At 66.8% G+C, this 26,053-nt stretch carries 11 protein-coding genes; 8 read left to right on the top strand and 3 right to left on the bottom strand.

The genetic code is table 11. The features are described from left to right. Nucleotides 1–69: 69 nt before the first annotated feature. Nucleotides 70–345 carry a hypothetical protein gene (locus tag FB548_RS18340; protein WP_255470627.1) on the bottom strand — a complete coding sequence of 92 codons (276 nt, stop codon included), beginning with the start codon at nucleotides 343–345 and terminating at the stop codon, nucleotides 70–72. Then, a complete protein-coding gene (locus FB548_RS18335; protein ID WP_142126249.1) occupies nucleotides 342–9,044 on the bottom strand; it encodes a glycoside hydrolase family 94 protein in 8,703 nt (2,900 codons plus the stop codon). The genes FB548_RS18340 and FB548_RS18335 overlap by 4 nt, the downstream gene beginning before the upstream one ends. Before the next feature lie 409 nt (nucleotides 9,045–9,453). Here FB548_RS18335 and FB548_RS18330 point away from each other — a divergent pair, with 409 nt between their 5' ends. The 4 genes from FB548_RS18330 to FB548_RS18315 are packed head-to-tail and all read left to right on the top strand — an operon-like array spanning nucleotide 9,454 to nucleotide 12,521. Then, nucleotides 9,454–9,726 carry a hypothetical protein gene (locus FB548_RS18330; RefSeq protein WP_142126248.1) on the top strand — a complete coding sequence of 91 codons (273 nt, stop codon included), beginning with the start codon at nucleotides 9,454–9,456 and terminating at the stop codon, nucleotides 9,724–9,726. 31 nt (nucleotides 9,727–9,757) lie between these two features. Beyond that, complete coding sequence (locus FB548_RS18325; RefSeq protein WP_142126247.1) at nucleotides 9,758–10,768, top strand: glucokinase; 1,011 nt, start codon at nucleotides 9,758–9,760, stop codon at nucleotides 10,766–10,768. After that, a complete protein-coding gene (locus FB548_RS18320; protein ID WP_142126246.1) occupies nucleotides 10,765–11,775 on the top strand; it encodes a N(4)-(beta-N-acetylglucosaminyl)-L-asparaginase in 1,011 nt (336 codons plus the stop codon). Before FB548_RS18325 ends, FB548_RS18320 begins: the two co-directional genes overlap by 4 nt. Continuing rightward, nucleotides 11,772–12,521 carry a copper homeostasis protein CutC gene (locus FB548_RS18315; protein ID WP_255470626.1) on the top strand — a complete coding sequence of 250 codons (750 nt, stop codon included), beginning with the start codon at nucleotides 11,772–11,774 and terminating at the stop codon, nucleotides 12,519–12,521. Before FB548_RS18320 ends, FB548_RS18315 begins: the two co-directional genes overlap by 4 nt. Here the strand turns inward: FB548_RS18315 and FB548_RS18310 are convergent. After that, nucleotides 12,518–14,872, bottom strand: a complete 2,355-nt coding sequence (locus FB548_RS18310) for a GH92 family glycosyl hydrolase (RefSeq protein ID WP_255470625.1) — start codon at nucleotides 14,870–14,872, stop codon at nucleotides 12,518–12,520. The two genes, FB548_RS18315 and FB548_RS18310, sit on opposite strands and share 4 nt — an antisense overlap. Nucleotides 14,873–15,328: 456 nt before the next feature. Here FB548_RS18310 and FB548_RS18305 point away from each other — a divergent pair, with 456 nt between their 5' ends. The 4 genes from FB548_RS18305 to FB548_RS18290 all read left to right on the top strand — a co-directional run bounded on the left by FB548_RS18305 (nucleotide 15,329) and on the right by FB548_RS18290 (nucleotide 26,002). Next, a complete protein-coding gene (locus FB548_RS18305) occupies nucleotides 15,329–17,941 on the top strand; it encodes a glycoside hydrolase family 2 protein (protein WP_142126245.1) in 2,613 nt (870 codons plus the stop codon). Continuing rightward, nucleotides 17,938–19,218: an AGE family epimerase/isomerase gene (locus FB548_RS18300; RefSeq protein WP_142126244.1), complete on the top strand. Its 1,281-nt coding sequence runs from the start codon at nucleotides 17,938–17,940 to the stop codon at nucleotides 19,216–19,218. The genes FB548_RS18305 and FB548_RS18300 overlap by 4 nt, the downstream gene beginning before the upstream one ends. After that, nucleotides 19,211–22,555 (top strand): GH92 family glycosyl hydrolase, encoded by a 3,345-nt coding sequence (locus FB548_RS18295; RefSeq protein ID WP_142126243.1) that lies wholly within the window; start codon nucleotides 19,211–19,213, stop codon nucleotides 22,553–22,555. Before FB548_RS18300 ends, FB548_RS18295 begins: the two co-directional genes overlap by 8 nt. A gap of 360 nt (nucleotides 22,556–22,915) precedes the next feature. After that, entirely contained in the window at nucleotides 22,916–26,002 is a 3,087-nt protein-coding gene (locus FB548_RS18290) for a TonB-dependent receptor (protein WP_142126242.1), read from the top strand. Nucleotides 26,003–26,053: the final 51 nt, after the last annotated feature.

Below are 26,053 nucleotides of genomic sequence, written 5' to 3'. Positions count from 1 at the left end.
ACCGTGGGGCGCACAGTGTCGCAGCCGCTGCCGCACGATGCCACGCATTGGCGACAGGCACGGGCGTCGTCAGCGTTCGCGCCGTTGCGCCTCCCGCATCCCTTCCCGCGGCGATGTTCCGCGTGCGTCCCGGCCGGGCGTCGCTTTGCCGTGTGCGGCAAGCATCGCATCCAGACGCTGCTGCACATGATCGCGATCCTGGTCGGCGGCGTCGCCCAGGATGTCCAGCGCCAACGCTTCGAACTGCGGCCAGAACTGCGCCTCGTGGCGGAGGTGCTGCAGCCAGGGCGGCAGCATTGCCGCCAGGCGATCCAGGTCCGCGTCGAGTTGCGCGCGCGATTTCATGCCGGTGCGCGCGGCCAGCGCGCCTCCACGCGATGCATGCTGCCGTCGTCCACCAGCGCGAACCGGATACCGGACTGCTCCTCGCCGTCCACCCGCAACGTCGCCGTGCCGGTATCGACCTGCTGCACGGAGATGATGTACAGGCTGCTCCCGAAGCGGTAGCGAAGTTCGTACGCCGGCCAGTCGCGCGGCAGGCAGGGCGCGAGTGCGAGCTCGCCACCGATGCGCTGCAGTCCCAGCAGCGACTCGGTCAGCAGGCGGTACATCCAGCCGGCGGAACCGGTGTACCAGGTCCAGCCGCCGCGGCCCACATGCGGCGCCACGCCATACACATCGGCGGCCAGCACGTACGGCTCCACCTTGTAGACGGCGGTCGAGGCGGGATCCTGCGCGTGGTTGATGGGATTGATCATGCGCGCCAGTTCCCATGCGCGCTCCGTGTCGCCCTGGCGCGCGAACGCCATCGCGGCCCACACCGCAGCGTGGGTGTACTGGCCGCCGTTCTCGCGCACGCCCGGCACGTAGCCGCGGATGTAGCCGGGATCCTTGGGCGTCTTGTCGAAGGGAGGGTCGAGCAGTTGGATCAGGCCCGCCTCGCGTTTCACCAGGTGGCGGTCCAGCGACGCCATGGCCTGCGTGGCGCGGGCCGCATCCGCCGCACCCGACAGGACCGACCAGCTCTGCGAGATCGAATCGATCCTGCATTCATCGCTCTGGCGCGAGCCCAGTGGCGTGCCATCGTCGAACCAGGCCCGTCGGTACCACTCGCCGTCCCAGGCATGCGCTTCCAGGTTCGTGCGCAGGCGCTCGGCGTGCTCCGCGCATTCGTCGGCGAATGCCTCATCGCCGCGCAGGCGCGCAACGGCGATGAAGCGCTGCAGCGTGTCGTACAGGAAGAAGCCCAGCCATACGCTTTCGCCACGTCCCGCTTCGCCGACGCGGTTCATGCCATCGTTCCAGTCGCCGGTCGCGATCAGGGGCAGGCCGCGCTCGCCGAGCAGGCTGCAGCCACGACGGAGCGCCAGCACGCAATGCCGGTAGAACGACTGCCGCAGGTACGACGTCGCCGGCATGTCGTAATAGGACTCCTCATCGGGATTGACCGGGCGTCCGTCGACGAAGCCCACGTCCTCGTCCAGCACGCTGGCATCGCCCGTCACTTCCAGGTAGCGGCAGGTCGCGAACGGCAGCCACAGATAGTCGTCCGAACAGCGTGTCCGCACGCCGCGTCCCTGCGGGGGATGCCACCAATGCAGCACATCGCCCTGCGGGAACTGGTGGGCGGCGCACAGCAAAAGGTGCGCGCGGGTCAACGCGGGCCTGGCGTGCAACGTCGCCATGGTGTCCTGCAACTGGTCGCGGAAGCCAAACGCGCCACCGGACTGGTAGTAGCCGCTGCGGGCCACATAGCGGCATGCGAGGGTCTGGTACATCAGCCAGCCATTCACCAGTGCATCCACGCTGGGATCGGGCGTGCTGACCTGCACTGAGGTGAGCAGCCCGCGCCACTGGATACGCACGGCATCCAGGGCATCGTGCGCGCGCTGCACGCCCTGCACGCGCCGCGCCAGCTGCAGGGTTTCCTCGTGGTCCTTGCCCATGCCCAGCCGGAACACCGTCTCCGACGCTTCGCCATCGAGCAGGGTGAAAGGCACCTGGATGGCGGCGCAAGGATCGAGCCCCACGCCCAGGCGGCCGGACAGGCGTTCGCGCTGCATCGCCGCCGGAGCGCCCATGCCGCCGTTGCGTCCGAGGAACTCCGTGCGGTCGCCGGTGAAGCTGCAGCCACTGGCATCGGTGTCGAAAAAGGCGACCCGGCCACCGAACTCCGTGTTGTACGGGTTGCGTGCCGTCAGTACGCCGCTGCCGGCATCCTGCTCGGTGATGACGTGCATCTGCGACTTCACGCGCAGGTCGCCCAGCACCCATTCCACGTAACCGGTCGCGGAAAGCCGGCGTGCGCGGCCCGACAGGTTGCGCACCTTCAGCACCGAGTACTTGACCGCATCCTCGACCGCCACGTACACCCACAATTCGCTGGCGATGCCGTCCTCGACATGCTCGTACACGCTGTAGCCGAAGCCATGGCGCGTGCGGTATGCACCGCGTCCCCGGCATGGCAGCGGCAGCGGCGACCACACATGCCCGGTGTCCTCGTCGCGCAGGTAGAACGCCTCGCCACCACAGTCGGCGACCGGGTCGTTGTGCCACGGCGTGAGGCGGAATTCGTGGGCATTCTCGAACCACGTGTAGCCGGCCATGCTTTCGCTGACGACCGTGCCAAACCGGTCGTTGGCGAGTACGTTGGACCACGGTGCCGGTGTCGGGCTGCCTTCGCGCGTGACGATCACGTACTCGCGTCCATCGGCAGCGAACGCGCCGGTGCCGTTGTCTTGGAGGAATGCGGTGGCCACCGCTTCGAATGGCCACGCATCGTCGCCTTCGTCGACATCGGCGCGCGGGGGCAGTCCGGTAGAGGCTTCCAGTTCCGAGAGCGCTGCGCGCTCTTCCCGCGGGCCCTCGGCCAACAGTGCCGGCATCAGGCGTTCGACCGGTTCGCGACGGCCGATCTGGGCTGCCAGCGAGCCCGACTGGTCGCTGACGATCACCCGCGCCACCGATTGCAGCAGGATGCGGTCCTCCTGCGACATCTGGTGGACGGGGCGCACGAAGATGCCACCCGGTCGATCCAGTACGTTCGCCTCCGGATCGGCCGAGATCATGCCCAGGATCTGGTCCTGCAACTGCTGGCGATAGCCGGCCTGGCTCTCGTTCCAGATCACCAGGTCCGCGCGCAGGCCCTTCAGGCGCCAATAGGCGTGCGCCTGCACCATCTGGCGGACCAGGCCGATGTTGTCGGCATCGGAAATCTGCAGCAGCACGATGGGCAGGTCGCCGGAGATCGCATGGCCCCACAGGCCGGACTGGCCGCGCTGGTTCTGCAGCAGCACGTCGGGATCGGCGCGCAACAGCGGATGCGCGTACACGATGAGGCCGGCCAGTCGCTCGTAGAGCTGCGCGTCGGCCTGGGAGGCGTTGATCTGACGCCTGACCACCTGGCTGTGGGTCCAGGCCAGGTCGAAGACGCGGTCGGCCAGGCGGCGGTCCCGGTACTTGTCGATCAGGTCGGTGCATGCATCGCGGTCCAGGCCCACGCCCTGGACCATGTCGATCAACGCGGTCTGCCCCGGCAGGAGTTCGATCCGGCAGCGGATCGCCACGATGGGATCCAGTACCGAGCCTTCGCTGTCCGAAAGCGCCTCCTGGTCGGTGAGCGCATGCGGCGAGCGCGGCGTGTTGCCACGGCCCAGGAAGCGTGCGCGGTCGGTCTCGTACGAGATCGTGCCGATGTCGGCATCGTGCACCGCCACCAGGTGGAACATCCACGGCGGCACTTCATCGTGCGCGCGCGGCCGGCGCGTGCACAGCAACGCCTGCTTCTCGCGCACGATTTCCGACTGCACGAACAGGTTGCTGAAGGCCGGGTGCAGTTCGTCGGCAATGCCCGGCGCCAGCACCACTTCGGCATACGTGGTGATCTCGATGGTGCGCGTGCGCCGGCTCCGGTTGCTCAGGCGCAACCGGCGCAGTTCGATGTCGTCCTCTGCGGAGATGGCGATCTCCAGATGGCTTTCGTAGCCGCGCTTGCGTCCGCGGAACTCGGCCTTGGCATCGGAGAAGATCGCTTCGTACTGGTCGACCGGCACGCAGGTGGGTTGCAGCGAGGTGGACCAGTACTCGCTGCTCTCAACGTCGCGCAGGTAGCAGAAGCTGCCCCAGTTGTCGCGCGTGCCGTCCTCGCGCCAGCGCGTGACCGCCATGTCGCGATGGCGGCTGTACCCGCCGCCGGCGCTGGTCAGCAGGCCGTGGTAGCGCCCGTTGGAGAGCAACTGCACGGCGGGGCGCGAGGCACCCGGGTCGCGGAAGATGCGCAACTGGGTTTCCGACTCGGTCGGCGCGGCGCGCGTGCCGAGCGTTTCAGCCTCGTGCGGATGGAACACGCCCGTATGCGGGATGCGTTCCTGCAGCAACAGCAGGGTGGCCTGGAACTCGGCATCGGCGACGAAGCGCCGCTGCATCGGCTGCTGGCGCAGCAGGTGGACGAGCGAAAGGAAGCCCATGCCCTGGTGATGGGCCATGAACGAACGCACCACCACGCATTCCTGTCCGGGCGGCACGCGGGCCGGCGTGTAGTCGATGGCTTCGTACAGGCCGAAGTGTCCACCGAACCCCAGCGCATCGAGCCGCTGCAGGTTCTGGCACGCGGCTTCCGGCGCCACCATCAACGCCATCATGCTGGCGTACGGCGCGATGACCAGGTCCTGGCCCAGCCCCCGCTTCAGGCCCAGCCCCGGCACGCCGAACGCGCGGTACTGGTAGTTCATGCGGGCGTCGACGGTGTTGTAGCCCGACTCGGAGATGCCCCACGGCACGTCATGCCGTGCACCGTGCGCGATCTGCGCGTCCACGGCATGTCGCGACGTCTGGTCCAGCAGCGTGTCCGGGTAGCTGGGCATGACCAGCTGCGGCATCAGGTACTCGAACATCGAGCCGCTCCACGACAGCAGTGTGGCGTCGCCGTTGACCTCGGTCAGCAGGCGGCCCAGCGCGAACCAGCTTTCCTGAGGTAGCTGGCCCTGCGCGATCGCGACGAAACTGCACAGGCGCGCCTCCGACGCCAGCAGGTCGTAGAAACCGCTGTCGAGACGGTGCTCGTCCAGGTTGTAGCCGATCACGAGCAGATGGCGCGCGCGGTCGTAGAGGAAGTCGTATTCCATCAGCGAGAACTGCCCGGCGATATGCGCCAGGCGTTCCAGCTGGTGAATCCGTTCGCGCGCGCGCCGGCCTGCCAGCGGGCTGGCCGATCCGTCCTGCAGCTCGCGCAAGGTCGGAATGCGCTGGCCATCGCGGGCAGCGGCGTCGGGAAGCAGGAACTGCAGCTCAGCATGCGCGGACCGGCAGCCCTCGACCAGTGCCGTCGGCCAATGGTGGGGATGTCCACCGTCGGTGTCGGGCGTGGGCCATGCCAGCGCGATGTCATCGGCATGCGCCGCCAGCCGGGCCAGCGCGCGTTCGGCGTCCTCGACGGTCGCGGGCGGTTCCCGTTGCGCCTGCGCCAGTGACGTACGGAATGCATCCAGTGCACCAGACAGCGTGTCGCCTTCCGCACGCACGCCCTGGCGGGCGTCTTCCAGCACGGCCAGCGTATCGGCCAGTCCGGTGAGCGTACTGGGTGCCAGCACGGGCGCGTCGACCAGGGCCAGCAGGCCCTGGCGCAGCGTCAGCAGGTGGCCTGCCAGGTTGCCGCTGTCGACGGTGGAAATGTACGCCGGCGGCAGGGGCTGCAGCGTCGCGGTGTCGTACCAGTTGTAGAAGTGCCCGCGATGGCGTGGCAGTGCATCCAGCGTGTCGAACACCAGGCGAGTGCGCGCCATCACGCCGCCGGTCTGCAGGTAGCCCAAATCGTGGGCGGCCAGGTTGGCCAGCAGCGACAGTCCAATGTTGGTGGGTGACGTGCGCCGCGCCACCACCAGCGTGGGATGCTCCTGCACGTTGTCGGGCGGGAGCCAGTGATCCTCCGCGCGCACATAGGTCTCGAAGAACGCCCAGGTGCGGCGCGACAGCTTGCCGAGGAACGCCAGCTGCGTGGCGGACAGCTTCCCGTCGCGCTGGCCGGGCGGGCGCCCCAGCCACGCCATGATGGCCGGCGACACCAGCCAGAGCGCCAGCAGAGGGGCTGCGACCCACAGCGCCGTCGGCTGCTTCAACGCCAGCAACGCGGCGATGGCGGCGGCGATCAGGGGGGCTGGCGCCATGCTCAGTAGTTCGGCCTTGATGCCGCTGCCCAGGCTGCGCTCCACCTCGCTGGACGGATTCCACTGCAGCAGATGCCTGCGCGTGACCAGCAGACGCCACAGCGTGCGTACGATGGCGCCCAGGCTGAAGAAGGCTTCGTAAGGCAGGCAGGCTACGTTCACCGCGGCGCGCAGCAGTTGCCGCAGGCTCGATCGGCCCACCTGCAGCAGATGCGTTTCCAGCGGCATGTCCACCGGGATGGCGAAGACATCGCGGAGTGCGGGAACCAGCACGGGCAGCGCCCAGAGACTCAGCAACCATGCCGTCCACACGAGGGGATCGGGCGAGAACAGCCAGCCCAGCACCAGCAGCACCGTGGTTGCCGCCGGGACCAGGCTCCGGCGCAGGTTGTCGAGCAGCTTGCCGCGCGACAGCCACGACAGCGGGTTGCGCTCACGCCCGCCCCCGTGGCGCGGCACCCACGGCAGCAACCATGGCAACAACTGCCAGTCGCCGCGGATCCAGCGATAGCGCCGTTTCACATCGGCCGCGTAGCGCGACGGATAGTCCTCGAACAGCCGCACGTCGCTGACCAGGCCGGCACGCGCATAGCAGCCTTCGAGCAGGTCATGGCTGAGGATGCGGTTGTCGGGGAAGCGGTCGGCGAGTGCGTGCTCGAACGCATCCACGTCGTAGATGCCCTTGCCGACGAAGGAACCTTCGCCGAACAGGTCCTGATACACATCCGAGACCGTGCGCGTGTACGGATCGATGCCGGGCTCGCTGCCGAACATGCGCGCGTAGCGCGAGTTCGGCCGGCCGCTGAGGCTGGTGCCGACGCTGGGCTGGAGGATGCCGTAGCCGCGCACGACGCGGCGGTGATGCTGGTCGAATGCCGCCTGGTTGAGCGGGTGCGACAACGTGCCGGCGAACTCGCGCGCCGCATCGCGCGGCAAGCGCGTGTCCGTGTCCAGGGTGATCACGTAGCGCACCTGCGACAGTACGCCGGTGTTGCCGGTCACCTGCAGGAACTCGTCCGTGTTTCCACCGCGCAGGAGCCGGTTCAAGGCCGCCAGCTTGCCGCGCTTGCGTTCGTAGCCCATCCAGCGCCGCTCGCGCGCATTCCACTGGCGTGGCCGGTGGAACAGGAAGAACAGGTCGCCGCCGCCATCCTCCGCCCGCTCCGGCGCATAGCGCCGGTTGAGTTGTTCGATCCGTTCCGCCGCACGCGCGACGAGGGCGGCATCGCCCGGCAGCGAGGCATCGTCCGCATCCAGGAAATCGGTGAGCAGCGCGAAATGCAGGTTGCGGTCGCGATTGGCGAGGAAGCGCACTTCCAGCGCCTCGACCAGGCTGTCCACGCCTTCGGCACTGCCCAGCATGCTGGGCACCACCACCAGCGTGCGCGATGTCGCCGGGATGCCTTTGGAGAAATCCATCCTGGGCAATGGCCTTGGCGGTACGAGCAAGGTCGCCGCCCAGTTCACCAGGACGATGCCCAGTTCGCTGAAAGCGAGCAGGGCGAGTGCGGTCAACAGCCAGACCGGCACGCCCTGGATGGGGGATCCGGCCGTCAGCAGACCGTAGGTGAACAGTCCGATGATCGCGGCGATGGGCGCCAGATAGGCCAGCAGGGGAACGCGGCGCGGACGCAGGCGTACGCGCCGCCCATCGGCGAGCAGCTCCGCCACCGCTGCCTGTGTATGGGCAACGCCGTCATCCACGAGATAGAAGCCGACGTGGGCCTGGTAGCCCATCGGATCGGACGCGGCGGCGGACTGCGCCAGTTGCAGGGCGATGTCCGCCACCTCCTTCTCGCCGACGTCGGCCAGGCGGGCGATCTTCTCGACCACATGCCGATAGCTGTCGCGCGTGCTGAAATCCATCAGCGCATAGGTGCGGGCCGGGTCCTCGCGCAGGGTGCGCTCGACCACGCTCATGTCCTCCACGAACTCCCGCCAGTCCATGTTCGCCAGGAAGCGCAGGCTGCCGATGCTGTTGCTGATGGACACCTGGTCCGCCGCCTGCTGCTGGCTTTCCAGGTGGACCAGTTCCTCGATGCGCTGGCCGCCGTCGGCGACCCACTGTTCAAGCCAGGTGATCGGCATGGACGACACGCCGCCACGCCCCTGCAGGCCGCGCATCAGTTCGGAAACGAACGCACCTGTCAGCGGTGGATCCGAGCGCGCCATGTCGGCGATCACCAGTACGACGTCCTTGGGGCTCTCCGCTGCGGTGCGGTTGAGCTGCCCGGCCCACTCGCTGGCCAACCTGTGGTCGGCGCCATCGCGCATCACGCGCACCGCCATCCGGCGCAGATTGTCGATCAGTGCCAGCCGCAGCATGATCGGGATGGCCCACAGCTCGCCGAGCTTCAATGGGGTAATGGACTGGTAGGCCGCGAAGAAGCGGCTGAGGGTGTCCGCATCGATGCGGCCGTCGCCATGCGCGATCGCTTCCTGCGAGAGGTCGTAGACGCGTGGCAGGCCGGATGAGGGACCGTGGCTCAGCGAGGGAAGCTGGCGGCTGTAGCCCTTGGGCAGATGCCGCCGCGCGGTGAGTACCTGTTCTTCCACCAGGTAGTAGTTGTCCAGCAACCACTCGCCGGCCGGCGTGATGCGCATGTCGTCCTGGACCATCCGCGTGAGCAGTGCGCAGACGTCGTCCAGCAGGCCTTCGTTCTCGCCCAGGCGGTCGAGCAGCCGCTCCGGTCCCGGACGCGTGTGTATCCGGTGCGCGCGCGCAAGCGCGCGGCCGTGCATTTCCATCTGCTCGACATTGAACAGCTGTGAGCGCAAAGGTGCTTCCGCACCCAGGGGCTTCTTGGTGGCCGCGCGACGCCAGCGCCACAAGCGTCGACGCAGGCGCAACCAGTGGCTGAAGACCCTCCAGACCTGGGGCATCGGAAATCCTGTGGGGCGGGCGACCGACGTGGAACCCATCCTTGCATGCGCCTCGGGATGCCGACGTGAAGGGGGAGATCAACGTGTGAGGCTGAAGCTGCGGCGCGGCGCCCCTGGCGTCTTGATCCGGCCGTTCGCGCTACTCGGAACCGGGGACATCGGAGCTTGCGTATGCGCCACTGGAGAACGAATTCATCGCCAAATGCATAACTTCAGTTGATGCCCTGCGAGCTGATATCCAACAATCCAGCGATGCCGACGCCGCTTCACGGCGCGCTCAATCCGCGTGTACGTGGTTTACGGAACCGGTTGTGCCTGGAGCAAACGTCGCTTCGATTAAGCGCGCGCTGGCGAACAACATGCAGCTGGGCTGGATCTCCGTGGCGGGCAATGGCAGGCGCCACGGCTGATGCAGGTGCGCGCGTTCCCCGATGCAGAAGCGCACGTGCTGGAAACGCGGAAGCCGGGCGAGCGCTATCGCCGGACCGGTGTGGTGAGGGTTGCGGCGAAGTCTGGGAGCAGCTCGAGCGCCATGCAGATGGCATGCATGGACATCTTCGGCGTTGACCGCCTGCCCCGGTCTTTACAGATGAGCATGTTTCCGCCTGGTCGGTTGGATCGCGGCGCAACCCTCCAGCCTTTTGAAACGATCCAAATCGAACGTATAGTGCTGCGTCTCTGAACGTGATCCTGGCATCGGCCGGGTTTTCCCCATGGATTCTTCGCAGCACCGGAACGCTTGCCTCGTGGCCGACGTTGGGGGCACCCACGCCCGGTTGGGCTGGTGCGCCCCGGGCGATCCGATCAACGTGCGGGACATGGCGATGTATCGCTGTGCGGAGCACGCGTCGCTTGCCGCCATCCTGGAAAACTATCTGCTGAGCCTCTGCTCGACCCAGCCGGGGGTCCGGGTGACGTCCGGCGTGGTCGCGATCGCCGGTTTTCTCGATGGCGACCGCCTGGTCAACGCCAACCTGCCGTGGAAGGTGTCGGTGCGCGGCACGGCGCAGGAAGCGGGGCTGGGTTCGCTGCAGGTGATCAACGATTTCGAAGCCGTCGCACGCGCCATTCCCGGTTTGCAGCGCACCGCGCTGGTGGCGCTGGTGGCGCAGGACGACCCCGGCATGCACTCTCCGGCGCTTGTGCTGGGACCGGGGACCGGGCTGGGCGCAGCGCTGTGCCTGGATGCACAGGGCAGCGAGGTCTTGCTGAGCGAAGCCGGCCACGCGGCGCTGGCGGCCAACACCGACATCGAACTGGATGTGTTGCAGCGTCTGTCGCGACGCTGGTCGCACGTGGACAACGAACGCGTGTTGTCCGGCAACGGATTGATGCATCTGTACGACGCGCTGGCCGATGTGCGCGGCGCCCCGCCGCGCTGGAAGCAGGTCGCACCGCTGGTGGAAGCCGCCCGTGGCGACGATCCGCTGGCGCGGGAAACGCTGCAGGTATTCTGCGGCTGGCTCGGCAGCCTGGTCGGCGATCTGGTGCTGACCGTCGGCGCGCGCCAGGCCTACCTGGCCGGCGGCGTGACCCGCCACATCGCGCCGTTCCTGCACCAGGGTGCCTTTGCGCGACGGTATGCCGAAAAATTCACCAGCGCGCGCATGCCGCCGCCGCTGTGGCGCATCGACCATGGGCAGCTGGGTCTGGTGGGTGCCGCGATGCATGCGCGCGCGCATCGGCCCGCGTGCGCTGAACCAACACATGAGGAGCAGGCATGAACGGCAGAAGGAAGTTCCTGGGCCAGGCGGCGTTGTCGGCCAGTGCGCTGGCGTTGTCCGGCCGGCTGGCGGGACAGCCGGCCAGCAGTACGCCGGTGGGCGCGCGCGTGGTGTCCACCTGGGATTTCGGCGTGCAGGCCAACCAGCCGGCATGGAAGGTTCTGGCGACGGGTGGTGGTGCACTGGATGCAGTGGAGCAGGGCGCCCGCTGGGCCGAAACGGACCTGTGCAACCCCACTGTCGGGCGCTGCGGCAATCCCGATCGCGACGGCATCCTGACCCTGGACGCCAGCATCATGGATGGCGATGGCCGCTGTGGCGCGGTAGCGGCGCTGGAGGATATCGACCACCCCATCAGCGTGGCGCGGCGCGTGATGGAAAAGACGCCGCACGTGATGCTGGTCGGGGACGGCGCGCAGCAGTTCGCGGTGGAACAAGGCTTCAACAAGCAACGCCTGCTGACGCCGCAGGCGGAACAGGCATGGCGTGAGTGGCGTGCACGCGCCGAATACAAGCCCGAAATCAATGCCGAACGCAGGCAGCGGCCGGGCGACCGCGACAACCACGATACGCTCGGGATGCTGGCGATCGACCGCCACGGGCGCCTGGCAGGTGCCTGCACCACCAGCGGCATGGCGTGGAAGCTGCACGGTCGGGTGGGCGACAGTCCCATCATCGGCGCGGGCCTGTACGTGGACAACGACGTCGGCGCCGCCACGGCCTCGGGCGTTGGCGAGGAAATGATCCGCAACGCGGCGAGCTTCCTGGTGGTGGAACTGATGCGGCAGGGCCGTTCGCCCATGGAGGCGTGCCGCGAAGCCATCGCGCGGGTGGTGCGCAAGCGGCCGGAAGCCAGCAAGTCATTGCAGGTCTGCTTCCTGGCGTTGAACAGGCACGGCGAAGTGGGCGCGTTCGCGCTGCACCAGGGCTTCGTCTACGCGGTCTGCGACGCGCAGCGGCAGGACGCATTGCTCGCCTCCGACGCCGTCTACGGTGAAGGCGCGTGAGTGCATCCCCGTCGTTGGCGCTGGAGATCGCGGCCGGTTCGCTCGGCTCCGCACTGGCGGCGCAGGACGCCGGCGCCGACCGGGTGGAACTGTGCGAGGGCCTGGCTTCCGGCGGTACCACGCCGTCCTACGGCACGCTGGCGCTGGCGCGCGAACGCGTGCGGATTCCATTGTTCGTGCTGGTGCGGCCACGCGCAGGGGATTTCCTTTACGACGCGCGCGAAACCGAGGTGATGCTGCGCGACATCGAGATGTGCGTACGGTTGGGCTGCGATGGCGTGGTGATCGGCGCGCTGCAGGCCGATGGCGACATCGACCTGCCGTTGTGCGGACGACTCGTCGCGGCGGCGGGTCCGTTGCAGGTGACGTTCCACCGCGCCTTCGATGCGGCGCGTGACCCGGTGCAAGCGCTGGAACAGGTGATCGCATTGGGTTGCCGGCGCATACTGACGTCAGGCGGGCAGGCTACGGCGATGGAAGGCGCTGACCGCATCGCGATGCTGGCAAGGCAGGCCGCGGGCCGCGTGACGCTGATGCCGGGCGCCGGCATCGATGCCGGCAATGTCGCCACGTTGGCGACGTTGACCGGTGCACGCGAGTTCCATGCCTCGGCAAAAGCGCCCCGCATTTCCTCGATGGGGTTCCTCAATCCGGTGTTGCAATCGCTGGCGCCGGACTGGTCGGAAACCGATCCGGCGCGCGTCAGCGCGCTTCGCGCCGCGCTAGATGCCGTGAACCCGCGCTAGCGGGACATCGAGTATGGCCGCTGGGTCGGATCGGTGGCCCAGGTGGTGTCCGGTTCCGCCTGCATCACGAAGCGCAGTTCGCCCCCGGCGAGAATCTCGTCATGCGTCAGGTACGCGCGCGTCAGTGGTTTGTCGTTGAGGCTGGCACTCCCGATGTAGGCATGCGCGTCGTCCAGGCCGTCGGCGATGATGGTGAAGCGCTTGCCGTTGGGCAGGTGCAGCGTCGCGCGCGGCAGGAACGGACGGCCGATGATGTACTGGTTGCTGCCGGGCGTGACCGGATAGAACCCGAGTGCGGTGAACACGTACCACGCCGACATCTGGCCCAGGTCGTCGTTGCCGGCCAGGCCATCCGGACGCGCCGCGTACTGGCTGGACATGATCTGCTGCAACCGCGCCTGCGTACGCCATGGTTGGCCCGCGTAGGCGTACAGGTAGGCCACGTGGTGGCTGGGTTCGTTGCCGTGCGCGTACCAGCCGATCAGGCCCGTGATGTCTTCCATGTGCGCGAACACCGACGCATCCACCTTCGCATCGAAGACTGCGTCCAGCCGCGCCAGCAGCGCCTCGTCGCCGCCGTGCGCCGCCGCCAGGCCGGCGACGTCCTGCGGCACGTACCACGAGTACTGCCACGCGTTGCCCTCGGTGTAGTCGGTGCCGTAGCCACTGGCGCTGGGGTCGAACGGCGTGCGGAAACTGCCATCGCGCTTACGTGCGCGCATGAAGCCGGTGTCGGGGTCGAACGCATGCTTCCAGTTGGCGGCGCGCTTCTCGAAGGTCGTAGCGACATCGGCCTTGCCCATCGCCCGCGCCATCTGCGCCACGGTCCAGTCGTCGAAGGCGTACTCCAGCGTCTTGCTGGCCGCTTCGCCTTCCTCGTCGATGGGCACGTAGCCCAGCTCGCGGTACTGCGCGATGCCGTCATACGGCCCATAGCTGGCGCTGGCCACCATCGCCTGCAGTGCTTCCTCGGCGTCGTAGCCGCGGATGCCCTTCATGTAGGCATCGGCGATCACCGGCACCGCGTGGTAACCGATCATGCACCACGTCTCCAGCCCGTGGAACGACCACACCGGCAGCACGCCGTACGGACTCTCGCGACGCGCGGCCAGCAGCGAATTGATGAAGTCGTTCGTGCGTTGCGGCGGTTGCACCAGCGTGGCCAGCGGGTGCAGGGCGCGATAGGTGTCCCACAGCGAGAACGTGGAGTAGTTGGTCCAGCCCTTCGCCTGGTGCACGGCATTGTCCGGGCCGCGGTAACGGCCGTCGCTGTCCATGAAAAGCGTTGGGCCGAGCAGCGTGTGGTAGAGGGCGGTGTAGAAGCGGGTACGCTGCGCCGCGTCGCCCTGCGCATCCACCGCACCGAGCGCTTCACTCCACTGCTGTCTCGCGGCGGCGCGCATGCCATCGAAATCCCAGCCGGGCGATTCGGCATCGAGGTTGGCGATGGCGTTGTCTTCGCTGACCGGTGAAATGGCCACTTTGACCAGCACGGGTTTGCCGGCACCCGGGGCGAGGTCGAACGCCGCGACCAGCTGCCGGCCTTCGATCTGCGCGCGCTGGCGCGGGTCTTTCTCGCCGGGCGGCGGAAACCCCTTGTACGAAATGTCCTGTTCGGTGTTGTGCAGCGCATGGCCGGTGACCGGCTGGGAGAAGCGCAGGGCGAAATACAACTGGCGGCCCGGCGCCCAGCCGCGCGTTTCGCGGAAGCCGGTGATCGTGCCGTCGGTGCGCACGCGCACGCGCGACCACGACACTTTGCCGGGGTAGTCGTACATGCTGGTGCGCAGGTCCAGCACCACTTGCGCGGGCTTGCCGGCGGGGAAGTGATAGCGGTGCATACCCACGCGCGGACTGGCGGTAAGTTCGGCGCGCACGTCGTGGTCGTCCAGGGTGACGGCGTAGTAGCCGGGCTGGGCGGTCTCGGTGGCGTGGCGGAAGCGCGAGGTGTAGCCACTGCCGGGCTTGTCGGGGTCACCGCGTTCGAGTTTCAGTTCGCCGGTGGTGGGCATCAGCAACAGATCGCCCAGGTCGGAATGACCGGTGCCGGAAAAATGCGTGTGCGAGAAGCCGACGATGGTGGTGTCGTCGTAGCGGTAGCCGGCGGCCCAGCCATACCCATCCTTGCGTGGCTGGATGCGGGTGTCGGGCGACAGCTGCACCATGCCGTACGGCACGGTGGCGCCGGGGTAGGTATGGCCCTCGCCACCCGTCCCGATGAAGGGATCCACGGCCTTGTACGCGGCCTCGCCGACGTCTGTGGCTGCCGCCCATGCGCTGCCGGCCACCGCCATCGCACATGCAGCGAAACCCGCCAGCACCATGACCTTCGTCGCGTAACGCGTGTTCATCCTGCACCCTTTTGGATCGGTCGAATTCGTCGAAGCTAGCACACGCCCGCGGGACCGGTGACTCGGGGTTCCCGGTGTCTGTCGACAGGAGTGCGATGCGCGCTGAGCAGGGGCGCTGATCGCTTCCTGTTGCGCAGCAGCATGCGTCGCCGCGTTCGGCATGCTACATCTTAGTCACGTAATTGGATCGATCCAAGTCCGGAGTATTTGCAAGGTAGTGCCATCGGGGCGGCAGGCGCGCCGTGCACAACCGTCGGGTCGCTGGATCACCGTTCAAGGGAAAGCACCCGCATGCGCGGGTGGCCGCGCAGGTGTCGAACAATGCACGCATCGACCATCAATCGGGGAGTCCACATGCCGCGCTTCAGCACGCTCCAGACGGGTCGCATCCGGTGTCGCGGATGGCAGGTGCATGTCCTCTGCGTTCTCGCGTTGATCGTTGCGTCGGTCCCGGCCATGGCGCAGGCAGTGAGCGAACGCACGCTGGACGCCGGCTGGGAATTCCGGCAACTGCACGATGGCACGGCCGCGCCCGACGCCGGTCCCGCCGGAACACGGCAATGGCATCGCGCCACGACGCCAGGCACCGTGCACACGGACCTGTTCGACAACGGCCTGATCGCCAATCCCTACAAGGGTGCGCCGGAGGCAGGCCTGCAGTGGATCGGCCTGGCCGACTGGGAGTACAGGACGACGTTCGACGTATCCCGCGACACACGCGACGCCCCGCGCAGTGACCTGGTGTTCGAAGGGCTGGATACCTTCGCTGAGGTCTTCCTCAACGGTGAGAAGGTGCTCGACGCCGACAACGCGTTCCGGACATGGCGCGTGCCCGTGCAGCAACGGCTGCGCGTGGGCAGGAATGAACTGCGCGTGATCCTGCGCTCGCCGATTGCGAAGCTGCTGCCCCAGGTGCAGGCGATGCCGCACCGGATCGCCGGCAATTACCCCTCCCCCTACGGCGACGAACCGAAGGACGCGATGACCGCGAACTTCGTGCGCAAGCCGGGTTACCACTACGGCTGGGACTGGGGGCCGCGCTATGTCACGGCGGGCATCTGGAAGCCGGTGCGCCTGCAGAGCTGGGGCCGCGCGCGGATCGACAACCTGCAGCTGCGCCAGGACCATGTGACGGAAGAGCGCGCGGACGTGACCGCAGTGGCGACGGTCGACGCCGTGCGCGCGGGCCGCTATCTCGCGCGCCTGTGGCGGACCGCGCCCGATGGCGAGCGCGTGCTCGCGGCGACGCAACGCGTGTCGCTTGCGTCCGGCGTCAATCGCATCTCGCAGGCGATCCGCATCGAAAAGCCGCAGCGCTGGTTTCCGGTGGGCTACGGCTCGCAGCCGCTGTACCGCTTCGATCTGGAGCTGCTCGACGGCACGCAGGTGATCGATGCACGGGGCGAACGGACCGGACTGCGCAGCGTTGCGCTGCGTCGCGACCCGGACGCGCAGGGCAGGGGGTTCGCCTTCACCGTCAACGGCATCGCGATCTTCGCCAAGGGCGCCAACGCGATCCCGTTCGACATGTTCCAGCCGCGGGTGACCAACGCGCAGTTGCGGCGCGTGCTGCAGTCGGCGGTCGACGCGAACATGAACATGATCCGCAGCTGGGGCGGCGGCTACTACGAAAGCGATGCGTTCTTCGACATCGCGGATGAACTCGGCCTGCTGGTCTGGCAGGACTTCATGTTCGGCGGCGGCATGCAGCCCGCCTATGACCCCGCGTTCCGCGCCAACGTGGTGGCCGAGGCGCGCGACCAGGTGCGGCGGCTGCGCAATCATCCCAGCATCGTGTTGTGGTGCGGCAACAACGAGGAAGAGATCGCCTGGAAATACTGGGGCCACGGCAAGACGTTGAAGGAAGCCGATCCGGTGTTCGCGCAACGCGTCTGGGACGGCTATGCGCAACTGTTCGGCCATGACCTGCGCAAGGTGGTGGAGGAAGAGGCCGGCGGCATCGCCTACTGGCCGAGCTCGCCCAGCGACGACATGGCCGAGGCGGCCAACACGCCGTCCAGCGGCGACATGCACTACTGGGAGGTGTGGGGCAATCCGGCGCGTCCGCCATCGGCGTACCTGGACGTGACGCCGCGCTTCATGTCGGAGTACGGCCTGCAGGCGTGGCCGGTGCAGCGCACGATAGATCATTTCGCGGCGCGCGACGAGCAGCGCGTCGATGCACCGGTGATCGAGGCCCACCAGAAGTTCATGGCCGGCAAGGGCAACGAGCGCCTGTTGCACTACGTGCGCATGGAATTCGGCGAGCCGCGCGACTTCACCGATTTCGTCTACCTCAGCCAGGTGATGCAGGCCGAAGGCATCGGGCTGGCGGCGCGGCACCATCGCGCCAGCCGGCCGTACACGATGGGTTCGCTGTACTGGCAGCTCAACGATGTGTGGCCGGGTGCGTCTTGGTCGGGCATCGACTGGTTCGGGCGCTGGAAGGCGCTGCAGTTCCATGCACGCCGGTTCTTCGCGCCGGTGACCGTCGCTGCCCTGCGCAAGGAAGGACGGACCAGCGTCAGCATCGTCTCGGACCGGACCACGCCACGCGTCGGCACCCTCCGCCTGCGCGTCATGACCCTGGACGGGCGCGTGCTGCGGGATGAGACACGGCGTGTCGAAATCGCACCGCTGTCGGCGTCGCGCATAGCCACCTACGTCGATGCCGATCTGCTCAAAGGCGCATCGCCATCGACGACGGTCGCGGTGTTCGACCTGGCTTCCGTCGGCGAGCCCGCCGCGCGCGAGGTCGTCTATTTTGCCGCGGCCAAGGACATGCGTTGGCCCGATCCGGGCCTGCGCACGCGCCTGCGCCAGGAAGGCGACCATCCCGTACTCGACCTCACCGCCACAGCACTGGCCCGGGCGGTGTGGGTCGACTTCGACGAGATCGACGCCGACGTTTCCGACAACGCACTGATCCTGCTTCCCGGCGAACGCATCTCGCTGCGGGTCGCCTCCGATGCGGATCCCGACACCCTGCGCGCGGCCCTGCGTATACGTACGCTTGCCGATGCGCTTCCCTCCGATTACCCCCTTCCCCGGAGCCTTCCGACGCCATGACGCAGCCCGTTCCCATGCACGACGACTTCCGTAGCGAAGCCTTCCTGCGCGACCACATCCGCAGGACGATGGCGTTCTACCATCCCGGCTGCATCGATCCGGCGGGTGGCTTCTTCCATTATTTCAAGGACGACGGACGCGTCTACGACGCCTCCCATCGCCATCTGGTCAGCAGCACCCGGTTCGTCTTCAACTACGCCACCGCGGCACGCGAGTTTGGCGAGGAAGATCCTGCGCTGCGCGATGTGTACATGGAGGCCGTGCATCACGGGCTTGCCTTCCTGCGCGAGCGGCATCTCGATCCGCAGAGCGGCGGTTATTTCTGGACATTGCGGGATAGCGTGCCGGAAGACACCACGCAGCATTGCTACGGTGCCGCTTTCGTCCTGCTGGCGTATTCCATCGCGCTGCGCGCAGGGGTGGAAGAGTGCCGGATGTGGATGGACGCCCACTGGGACCTGCTGGAAACACGCTACTGGGAACCGGAGCACGGCCTGTACCGTGACGAAGCCACGCGCGACTGGCAGTTCAGCCCCTACCGAGGACAGAACGCCAACATGCACATGTGCGAGGCCATGCTGGCCGCATACGAGGCCAGCCACGAGCGCCGCTACCTGGAGCGCGCACAGCAGCTGGCGGACCACATGACCCGCCGCCAGGCTGCGCAGAGCGAGGGCCTGGTCTGGGAGCACTATGACGCGGACTGGCAGGTAGACACCGACTACCATCGCGACGATCCCCGGCATCTGTTCCGTCCGTGGGGTTTCCAGCCCGGGCACCAGACCGAATGGGCCAAGCTGCTGCTGATCCTCGATGGTCATCTGCGCCGTGCAGGAACGCCGACCGACTGGCTGGTGCCGCGCGCCGCGGAGTTGTTCGACCGCTCGATGGAAGCCTCATGGGACCCGGAGTTCGGCGGCCTGTTCTATGGCTTCGCCCCGGAGTCGCTGCGCAAGGACATCGCGGGCCCGTCGCTGCCCGATGGCCGCCATTTCATCTGCGACGACGACAAGTACTTCTGGGTACAGGCCGAATCGCTGGCCTGTGCTGCGCGCTTGGCCACGGCCACCGGCGAGGAACGCTACTGGCAGTGGTACGACCGCCTGTGGGACTACGCGTGGCGGCACATGATCGACCACGAACATGGCGCGTGGTTCCGCATCCTGGATCGCGAGAACCACAAGTACGACGACGACAAGAGTCCTGCCGGAAAAACGGACTACCACACCATGGGAGCCTGTCATGACGTCCTGTCAGTGCTGCGCAGCGATGTCTGACACCGCCCGCCGCCGCGGCGCATCCGCAAGGCTCCTCGCCACCCTGCTGCTCCTGGCCTCCAGCGGCGCCGGCGCACGCGAGGCGCATTTCTCTACATCGTTCGAACCGGGCCAGCCTGTGCCCCTGACGACGGAAGCGGGCGGCCTGCGCCTGGCCGTGGGCAACGGCCCGGAACAGCCCTACGCGGCAAAACGCGGCATGGGCTACAGCGGCATGCATGCCTTGCAGTACCGCGGCAGTGCGGCGGCGCGCGTGCGTCTATACGCGGTCGATGTCGAGATCGGCGAGGAAACCACGCTGTCATGGATGGTGCTGCCCGAGATCATCGACGGTGATGTCTCCACTTCCACGGGTGTATCGCTGGACCTGGTCCTCGACGACGGCACACGGTTGACGGACACCGGTGCACGTGACCAGCACGGAGCCACCATCGGTGCAGCCAGCCAGGCGGCGTCCATGACGCTGTACCCCCAGCAATGGGCTCGGAAACAGGTTCGCCTGGGCGACATGCCCGCGCTGCTCGGGCGACGCATCAAGGCCATCGAGCTGGAACTGGCCCCCGGCTCCCGTGCCGGTGCGAGCGGCTGGATCGACGACATCGCCATCGCAGACGCACCTCGCACGTCGACCAAGCGTCCAAGCGACCGGGTGCTGACCAACCGCGGAACGCAGTCCAACAGCACGTTCTCGCGCGGCAACAACATTCCCGCGACCGCGATGCCGCATGGCTTCAATTTCTGGGTGCCCGTCACGGACGCCGGAACGCTGGCATGGCTCTATCGCTGGAGCGAGCACAACGGTGCCGACAACCGGCCTCGCCTGCAGGCGCTGTCGATCAGTCACCAGCCGAGCCCGTGGATGGGCGACCGCCAGACCTTCCAGGTCATGCCGTCCTCTACGCGCGGGGTGCCTGAAGCCGACCGCGAGCGCCGGGCGCTGTCGTTCTCGCACGACAATGAGCTCGCCAGACCGCATGCCTACCGGGTCGACTTCGACAACGGCATCCGGGCCGAGATCGCGCCGACCGAGCGCGCGGCGATCTTCCGGTTCCGGTTCCCGCAGGGCGGGGATGCGAATCTCCTGTTCGACAACGTCGATGCGCGGGGCGGCCTGACGCTGGATCCCGGCACGCAGACGCTGCACGGCTACACCGAAACCCGCAGCGGCCTGTCCAATGGCGCCACCCGGATGTTCGTCTACGCGGTCTTCGACCGGCCGTGGATCGGCAGCGGTGCGATCGATACCGGACGCCCCACGCACTACATCAAGTTCGCGCGTGGCGACGGCGATGAGCTGAACATGCGTATCGCCACGTCGTTGATCTCGGTGGAACAGGCGCGGCGCAACCTTGAACAGGAGATCGGCACGGCGGGCTTCGACACCGTGCGCGAGCGCGCGCAGACGGCATGGGATGCGCTGCTCGGGCGGGTGACGGTGGACGGTGCGAACGAAGATCAGCTGACGACCGTCTATTCCAATCTCTACCGCCTGTTCCTTTACCCCAACATCGCGCATGAGAACGTCGGCAGCATCGAACGGCCCGACTGGCGGCACGCCGACCAGAACAGCTGGTCGAAGGACAATGCCGGCGGCGACGCGCTGCGCACGTCGGCACCGATCCGTGCCGGCAGGATCTACGTCAACAATGGCTTCTGGGACACGTTCCGCACCAGCTGGCCCGCGTACGCACTGTTCGCGCCGGGACGCGCGGGCGAGATGATCGACGGATTCCTGCAACAGTACCGCGACGGCGGCTGGATCGCCCGCTGGTCGTCGCCCGGCTATGCGGACCTGATGGTCGGCACGAGCTCCGATGTCGCGTTCACCGACGCCTGGCTCAAGGGCGTGCGGGGCTTCGATGCCGCGGAAGCGTACGAGGCTGCGCTTCGCAACGCCACGGTCGTCGCACCTGTCTCCAACGTCGGGCGCAAGGGACTCGCGCATTCGATGTATCGCGGCTACGCGGACAACACCGTGCACGAGGGCCTTTCATGGACCCTGGAAGGTGCGATCAACGACTTCGGCCTGGCCCAGTTCGGCCGGGCGTTGGTCGCCGGCGAGGACGACCCGGTGCTGGCGCGGCGTTATCGCGAGGAGGCCGAGTACTTCCAGGCCCGCGCCAGCGACTATGCCCACTTGTTCGACCCCGCAACCCGGTTCTTCCGTGGGCGCGATGCGAAGGGCGCATGGGGGCAGTCGGCGACAGACTTCGATCCGCGCGTGTGGGGCGGCGACTATACCGAGGCCAACGCATGGACCTTCGCGTTCACCGTGCCGCACGACGCCGCGGGGCTGGCAACGCTGCTGGGCGGGGAGAAGGCGCTGGCGGATCGGCTTGATGAATTCTTCGCCACACCGGAAACCGCGGGCCGCGAGTTCGCAGGCACCTACGGCAACGTCATCCACGAGATGACCGAGGCGCGTGACGTGCGGATGGGCATGTACGCGCACAGCAACCAGCCCTCGCACCACATTCCCTGGATGTACGCCGCCGTCGGCCAGCCCTGGAAGACGCAGCGCATCACCCGCGACGTGCTGCGTCGGCTGTATCTGGGTAGCGAGATCGGCCAGGGGTATCCCGGCGACGAGGACAATGGCGAGATGTCGGCATGGTACCTGTTCGGCATGCTGGGGCTGTACCCGTTGCGGATGGGAGCGCCGGAGTACGTCATCGGATCGCCCGCGTTCGAGCGGGTCGACGTGAAGCTCGAGAATGGGCGCACGCTCACCGTCATTGCCCATGGCAACGACGACCGCAATGTCTATGTGCAATCGCTGAAGCTCAATGGTCGCCCGTGGGACCGGGCCTGGCTACGTCACGAGGACATCGCCAACGGTGGCGTGCTTGAATTCGTCATGGGCAGCATGCCGTCCAGGTGGGGAAGCGCCGCCGACGCGCTTCCTCCCTCCATGACTGCGCCAGGTGCGGCGCCTGCGAGTCTGATGGATGCGTCGCGCAACGCGGAGGCCATCGCGCTGGTCGGGAAACCATCGCCGAGATTGTTCGACGACGATGCCGCCACTGCGCTGCCATTGCCCGCAAAGGCGGCGGTCGATGTCCGGTTCCGTGCGGCGACGCGCGTGAGTCACTACACCATCACCAGCGGCGACGCGCCGTTGGCGGGGCTGGGCTGGAAGCTGCAAGGGCGCGACGGGGCAGGTTCGTGGGTGACGCTGGACGAACGGCGTGCCGAGGACTTCAAGTGGGCGCAGCAGCTGCGGCCGTTCCGTATCGGCGAGCCCGGCGCCTATCGGGAGTACCGAGTGCAGTTCACGAACAGTGCGGTGATCGACATTGCGGAGTTGGAACTGCTGACGCCGACCATGCGGCCCTGAAGATGCCCCGGGCAGCATGCGTCTCCGCTCCTTGTCGTACGTCGATGAGGGGCGGAAAGGGCGCGGTGCCAGCGTTGTGCACTGCGCGCCCTGCATGCGCCATCCACGAGGGGAACAGCATGCTGCGCGGCAGCATGCATGCACTGAAACATTATGGTAATTATTCACGCGGCGGAATTAGACCGATCTAATTCTGGGATTACTGGCAAGTGGGAGGGGAGGCGCAGCGGAAGGGTGCGCTTGCCGGATCGTGTGGACGTACTGCCTTCCATTGAAAACAGATTCATCGCATCGGAAATTTGGATCGATCCAAACAATTTTGCGTCAGCAGCTAATCAATCTTGGGAGAGGGTGATTGAAATGAAAGGCACGCCACACGTACGCATCCGCAATTCTCTATCTACCGCCATCGCCGTCGCGCTGGCTACCGCCGTACTGCCGGGCATCGCGCTCGCGCAACAGCCGACGGCGGAGCAGGGCGGTTCCACCGCCACGGATCTGGACAAGGTCACCGTCACCGGCTACCGCTACTCGATCGAGCAGAGCCTGGACCAGAAGCGCAACGCGAACGCCATCGTCGAGGTGATCACTGCCGAGGATGTCGGCAAGTTCCCCGACAAGAACGTGGCCGACGCGCTGCAGCGCGTGCCGGGCGTGATCGTCAGCCGCGACGGCGGCGAGGGCAAGAACGTCAGCGTCCGTGGCCTGTCTTCGGAACTGGTCCTGACCCAATTGAACGGCAACTACATTGCAAGCGCCGAATCCAATGGCGACCCGACCCGTTCGTTCAACTACACGCTGCTGCCATCGAACATGCTGGGCAGCGCCGAGCTGTTCAAGACGCCGGAAGCCCGCATCGACGAAGGCGGCATCGGCGGCACCGTGATCCTGCACACGCGCCGGCCGCTGGAACTGGAGCCGAACTCCGGCTTCGCCTCCATCGAAGGTACCTGGGCCGACACCAGCAAGAAGACTGACGGCCAGTTCTCCGGCTCGTATTCCTGGCACGACAAGGATGACCGCTTCGGCGTCTTTGTCGGTTACACGCAGCAGAAGCGCACCACGCGCACCATGGGCGCCAGCACAGAAGGCTGGCAGTGGTACGGCCGCGATGAAGGCGGCACCGCCGTCGACGTCAATGGCCAACCCTCCGACTTCAACTCGAACTGGTGGGGAGGCACGGGCTTCTGGGACCAGAACGGCAACTACTACACCGGCTTCATGATGCCGACCTCGGTCAACCTCAACGTCAAGGAAGAGGAGCGCGAGCGCAAGGGCGGCCAGCTGACGTTGCAGTTCAAACCCACTGACAACCTGACCCTGACCGCGAATTACTTCCGCTTTGACCTGTCGCAGAACTCGCAGACCAATACGCTAAAGGTGCCGGAATGGAACATCGCGCGTTACTTCGGTGACGGCAATTGGCGGGGTGGGCGCCTGCTCGACGGACTGAGCTTCGATCCGAGCGGCACCATCGTTACCGGTGCGGATTACAGCCTGCATCCGGGCAAGACGTACTACTGCAGCGAGGACGAGGCGGCCGCCGCCGGCATGGCGCCGGGCGGTTGGGGTTCGGACGACTGCACCGTGCCGACACCGCAGATCACCGGCAGCTACAACATTGAGAAGTCGCTGTCGCAGACCGTCGATTTCGGCGGCGAGTGGCGCGGTGAGAAGCTGGACATCAGCTTCAAGGGTGGCCGCACGTGGGCCGAGGGTGGTCCGGAACTGCAGTTCGCGGTTCCGCTCAAGCCGCGCCGCCAGAACGCGGACGGCAGCTGGACGAACGGCAACTTCGCCAGCTCGTGGGACCTGACCGGGACGCCGACGATGACGTTCTCGCCGGAACTGATGCAGAACCTGCAGAACGGCATCCTGCAGGTTGACCTCGGCTCGACCGGCTCATCCTGGACCCGCAACGACACCGAGCAGAAGTATGCGCAGGTCGACGGCACGTGGCACTTCGACGGCGACGTCTTCGAATCGCTCCAGTTTGGCATCAAGGGCCGCGACGGCGGCATCCACCGCAGTACCGGCAACAGCTACTGGGTGTGCCCGGGCACCGACCCGAGCGACTACAACAATCGCTACTGGAATGGGCGCTGCAACGATGTCGCCACCCAGTTCTCGCCGGGTTTCCTACGCTCCCTGGGCAACCTAGCGGGCGGCATCAATGCCAGCGCCTACCCGGCGATCAACTATCCGGCTTACATCGCCTATCTGAACAGCACCTACGGGCCGATGCTGACCCGCGAGGAAGATAACTTCGTCTACAACGTCGATGAGAAGATCTATTCGACCTATCTGCAGGCCAACTTCCGGACCGATCGCTTGCGCGGCAATGTGGGCGTGCGCATCGCGCGCACCAAGCAGCATGCAGACTCCACGGACAAGGTCACTTCGTACAACGACTACTTCTTCGATGGTGCCGATGGCAATCCTCTGGCATGCCAACAAGGCGCCGCGGCACCCACCGGCGCGCCGGCTGACACGTACTGCGGCACCGAAGGGTACTGGAGGCTTTCGGACAGCCAGCAGCGAGCCGAATCGTTTGTCGTAAGCGCGCTCGACCGCAACTACACCGATGTGCTGCCGAGCTTCAACCTCGCCTACGACCTGACCGATAACCTGGTGTTGCGTGCAGCGGCGTCCAAGGTGATTTCGCGTCCGAGCTACAGCGACATCGCTGCTCCCGGCAGCCTGGAGTACTTCAGCCCGGAATATGTCGCTGATCGCCGCCTGACGGGCGGTGCAGGCGAGCAGGGTTGGTACGGTTCGGGCAGTAACAAGAATCTGGAACCCTACAAGGCGACCCAGTTCGACTTGGGCCTGGAATGGTACTTCCAGCCGGGTTCGGTTGCGGGCGTGGGCCTGTTCCGCAAGAACGTCAAGAACTTCGCGGTGGGCGTGATCAACGACGTGGACATGGTCGTCGACGGCCAGACCGTCACGGTGCAGAACTACAGCACCCAGGCCGGCGGTCGCGACGCGGTTTCGCAGGGCGTCGAACTGTATGCCCAGCACACGCTGGATTTCGGCCTCGGCTTCCAGTTCAACTACACCTACAACGATGCCAGCGAGGCGGCCGTGACCCTCGAGGACGGTACCGAGCTCGGCAAGACCTCGATGCCGGGCAGCGCCAAGAACCAGACCAACTTCACCGTGTTCTACGAAGCGCAGAATCTGTTGCTGCGCGCCTCGTACAACCGGCGTGGCGAAGTGGTGCAAGGTCTGGTCAATGGCCTGAACGTCTACGAAGAGCCGTACTATCAGATCGACCTGAATGCGGCATACAACTTCACCCCGGCACTCAGCATCAGCGCATCGGTGCTGAACCTGACCGAGGAAGAGACGCGCTCGCACCTGGGCAACGACACCAAGGATCGCTTCTACACCAATGGTTATGCAGGCCGCGTCGCTTACCTGGGCCTGACGTACAAGTTCTGAGGACGTCCTCCGCGTTTTCCCCCCATGCTTTCTCTCCCGCTTGGCGACAAG

Origin of the sequence: Pseudoxanthomonas sp. 3HH-4 (assembly GCF_006716465.1) — a bacterium.
Classification (GTDB): domain Bacteria; phylum Pseudomonadota; class Gammaproteobacteria; order Xanthomonadales; family Xanthomonadaceae; genus Pseudoxanthomonas_A.
The sequence above is the reverse complement of the archived record's forward strand: the minus strand, read 5'-3'. Positions and strand labels throughout refer to the sequence as shown.

Coding starts and splice junctions, on each gene's coding strand:
- FB548_RS18305 (WP_142126245.1), top strand. CDS start 15,329: ATGGCGCAGGCAGTGAGCGAACGCACGCTGGACGCCGGCTGGGAATTC.
- FB548_RS18325 (WP_142126247.1), top strand. CDS start 9,758: ATGGATTCTTCGCAGCACCGGAACGCTTGCCTCGTGGCCGACGTTGGG.
- FB548_RS18295 (WP_142126243.1), top strand. CDS start 19,211: ATGTCTGACACCGCCCGCCGCCGCGGCGCATCCGCAAGGCTCCTCGCC.
- FB548_RS18340 (WP_255470627.1), bottom strand. CDS start 345: ATGAAATCGCGCGCGCAACTCGACGCGGACCTGGATCGCCTGGCGGCA.
- FB548_RS18330 (WP_142126248.1), top strand. CDS start 9,454: ATGCAGGTGCGCGCGTTCCCCGATGCAGAAGCGCACGTGCTGGAAACG.
- FB548_RS18335 (WP_142126249.1), bottom strand. CDS start 9,044: ATGCCCCAGGTCTGGAGGGTCTTCAGCCACTGGTTGCGCCTGCGTCGA.
- FB548_RS18290 (WP_142126242.1), top strand. CDS start 22,916: ATGAAAGGCACGCCACACGTACGCATCCGCAATTCTCTATCTACCGCC.
- FB548_RS18300 (WP_142126244.1), top strand. CDS start 17,938: ATGACGCAGCCCGTTCCCATGCACGACGACTTCCGTAGCGAAGCCTTC.
- FB548_RS18310 (WP_255470625.1), bottom strand. CDS start 14,872: ATGAACACGCGTTACGCGACGAAGGTCATGGTGCTGGCGGGTTTCGCT.
- FB548_RS18320 (WP_142126246.1), top strand. CDS start 10,765: ATGAACGGCAGAAGGAAGTTCCTGGGCCAGGCGGCGTTGTCGGCCAGT.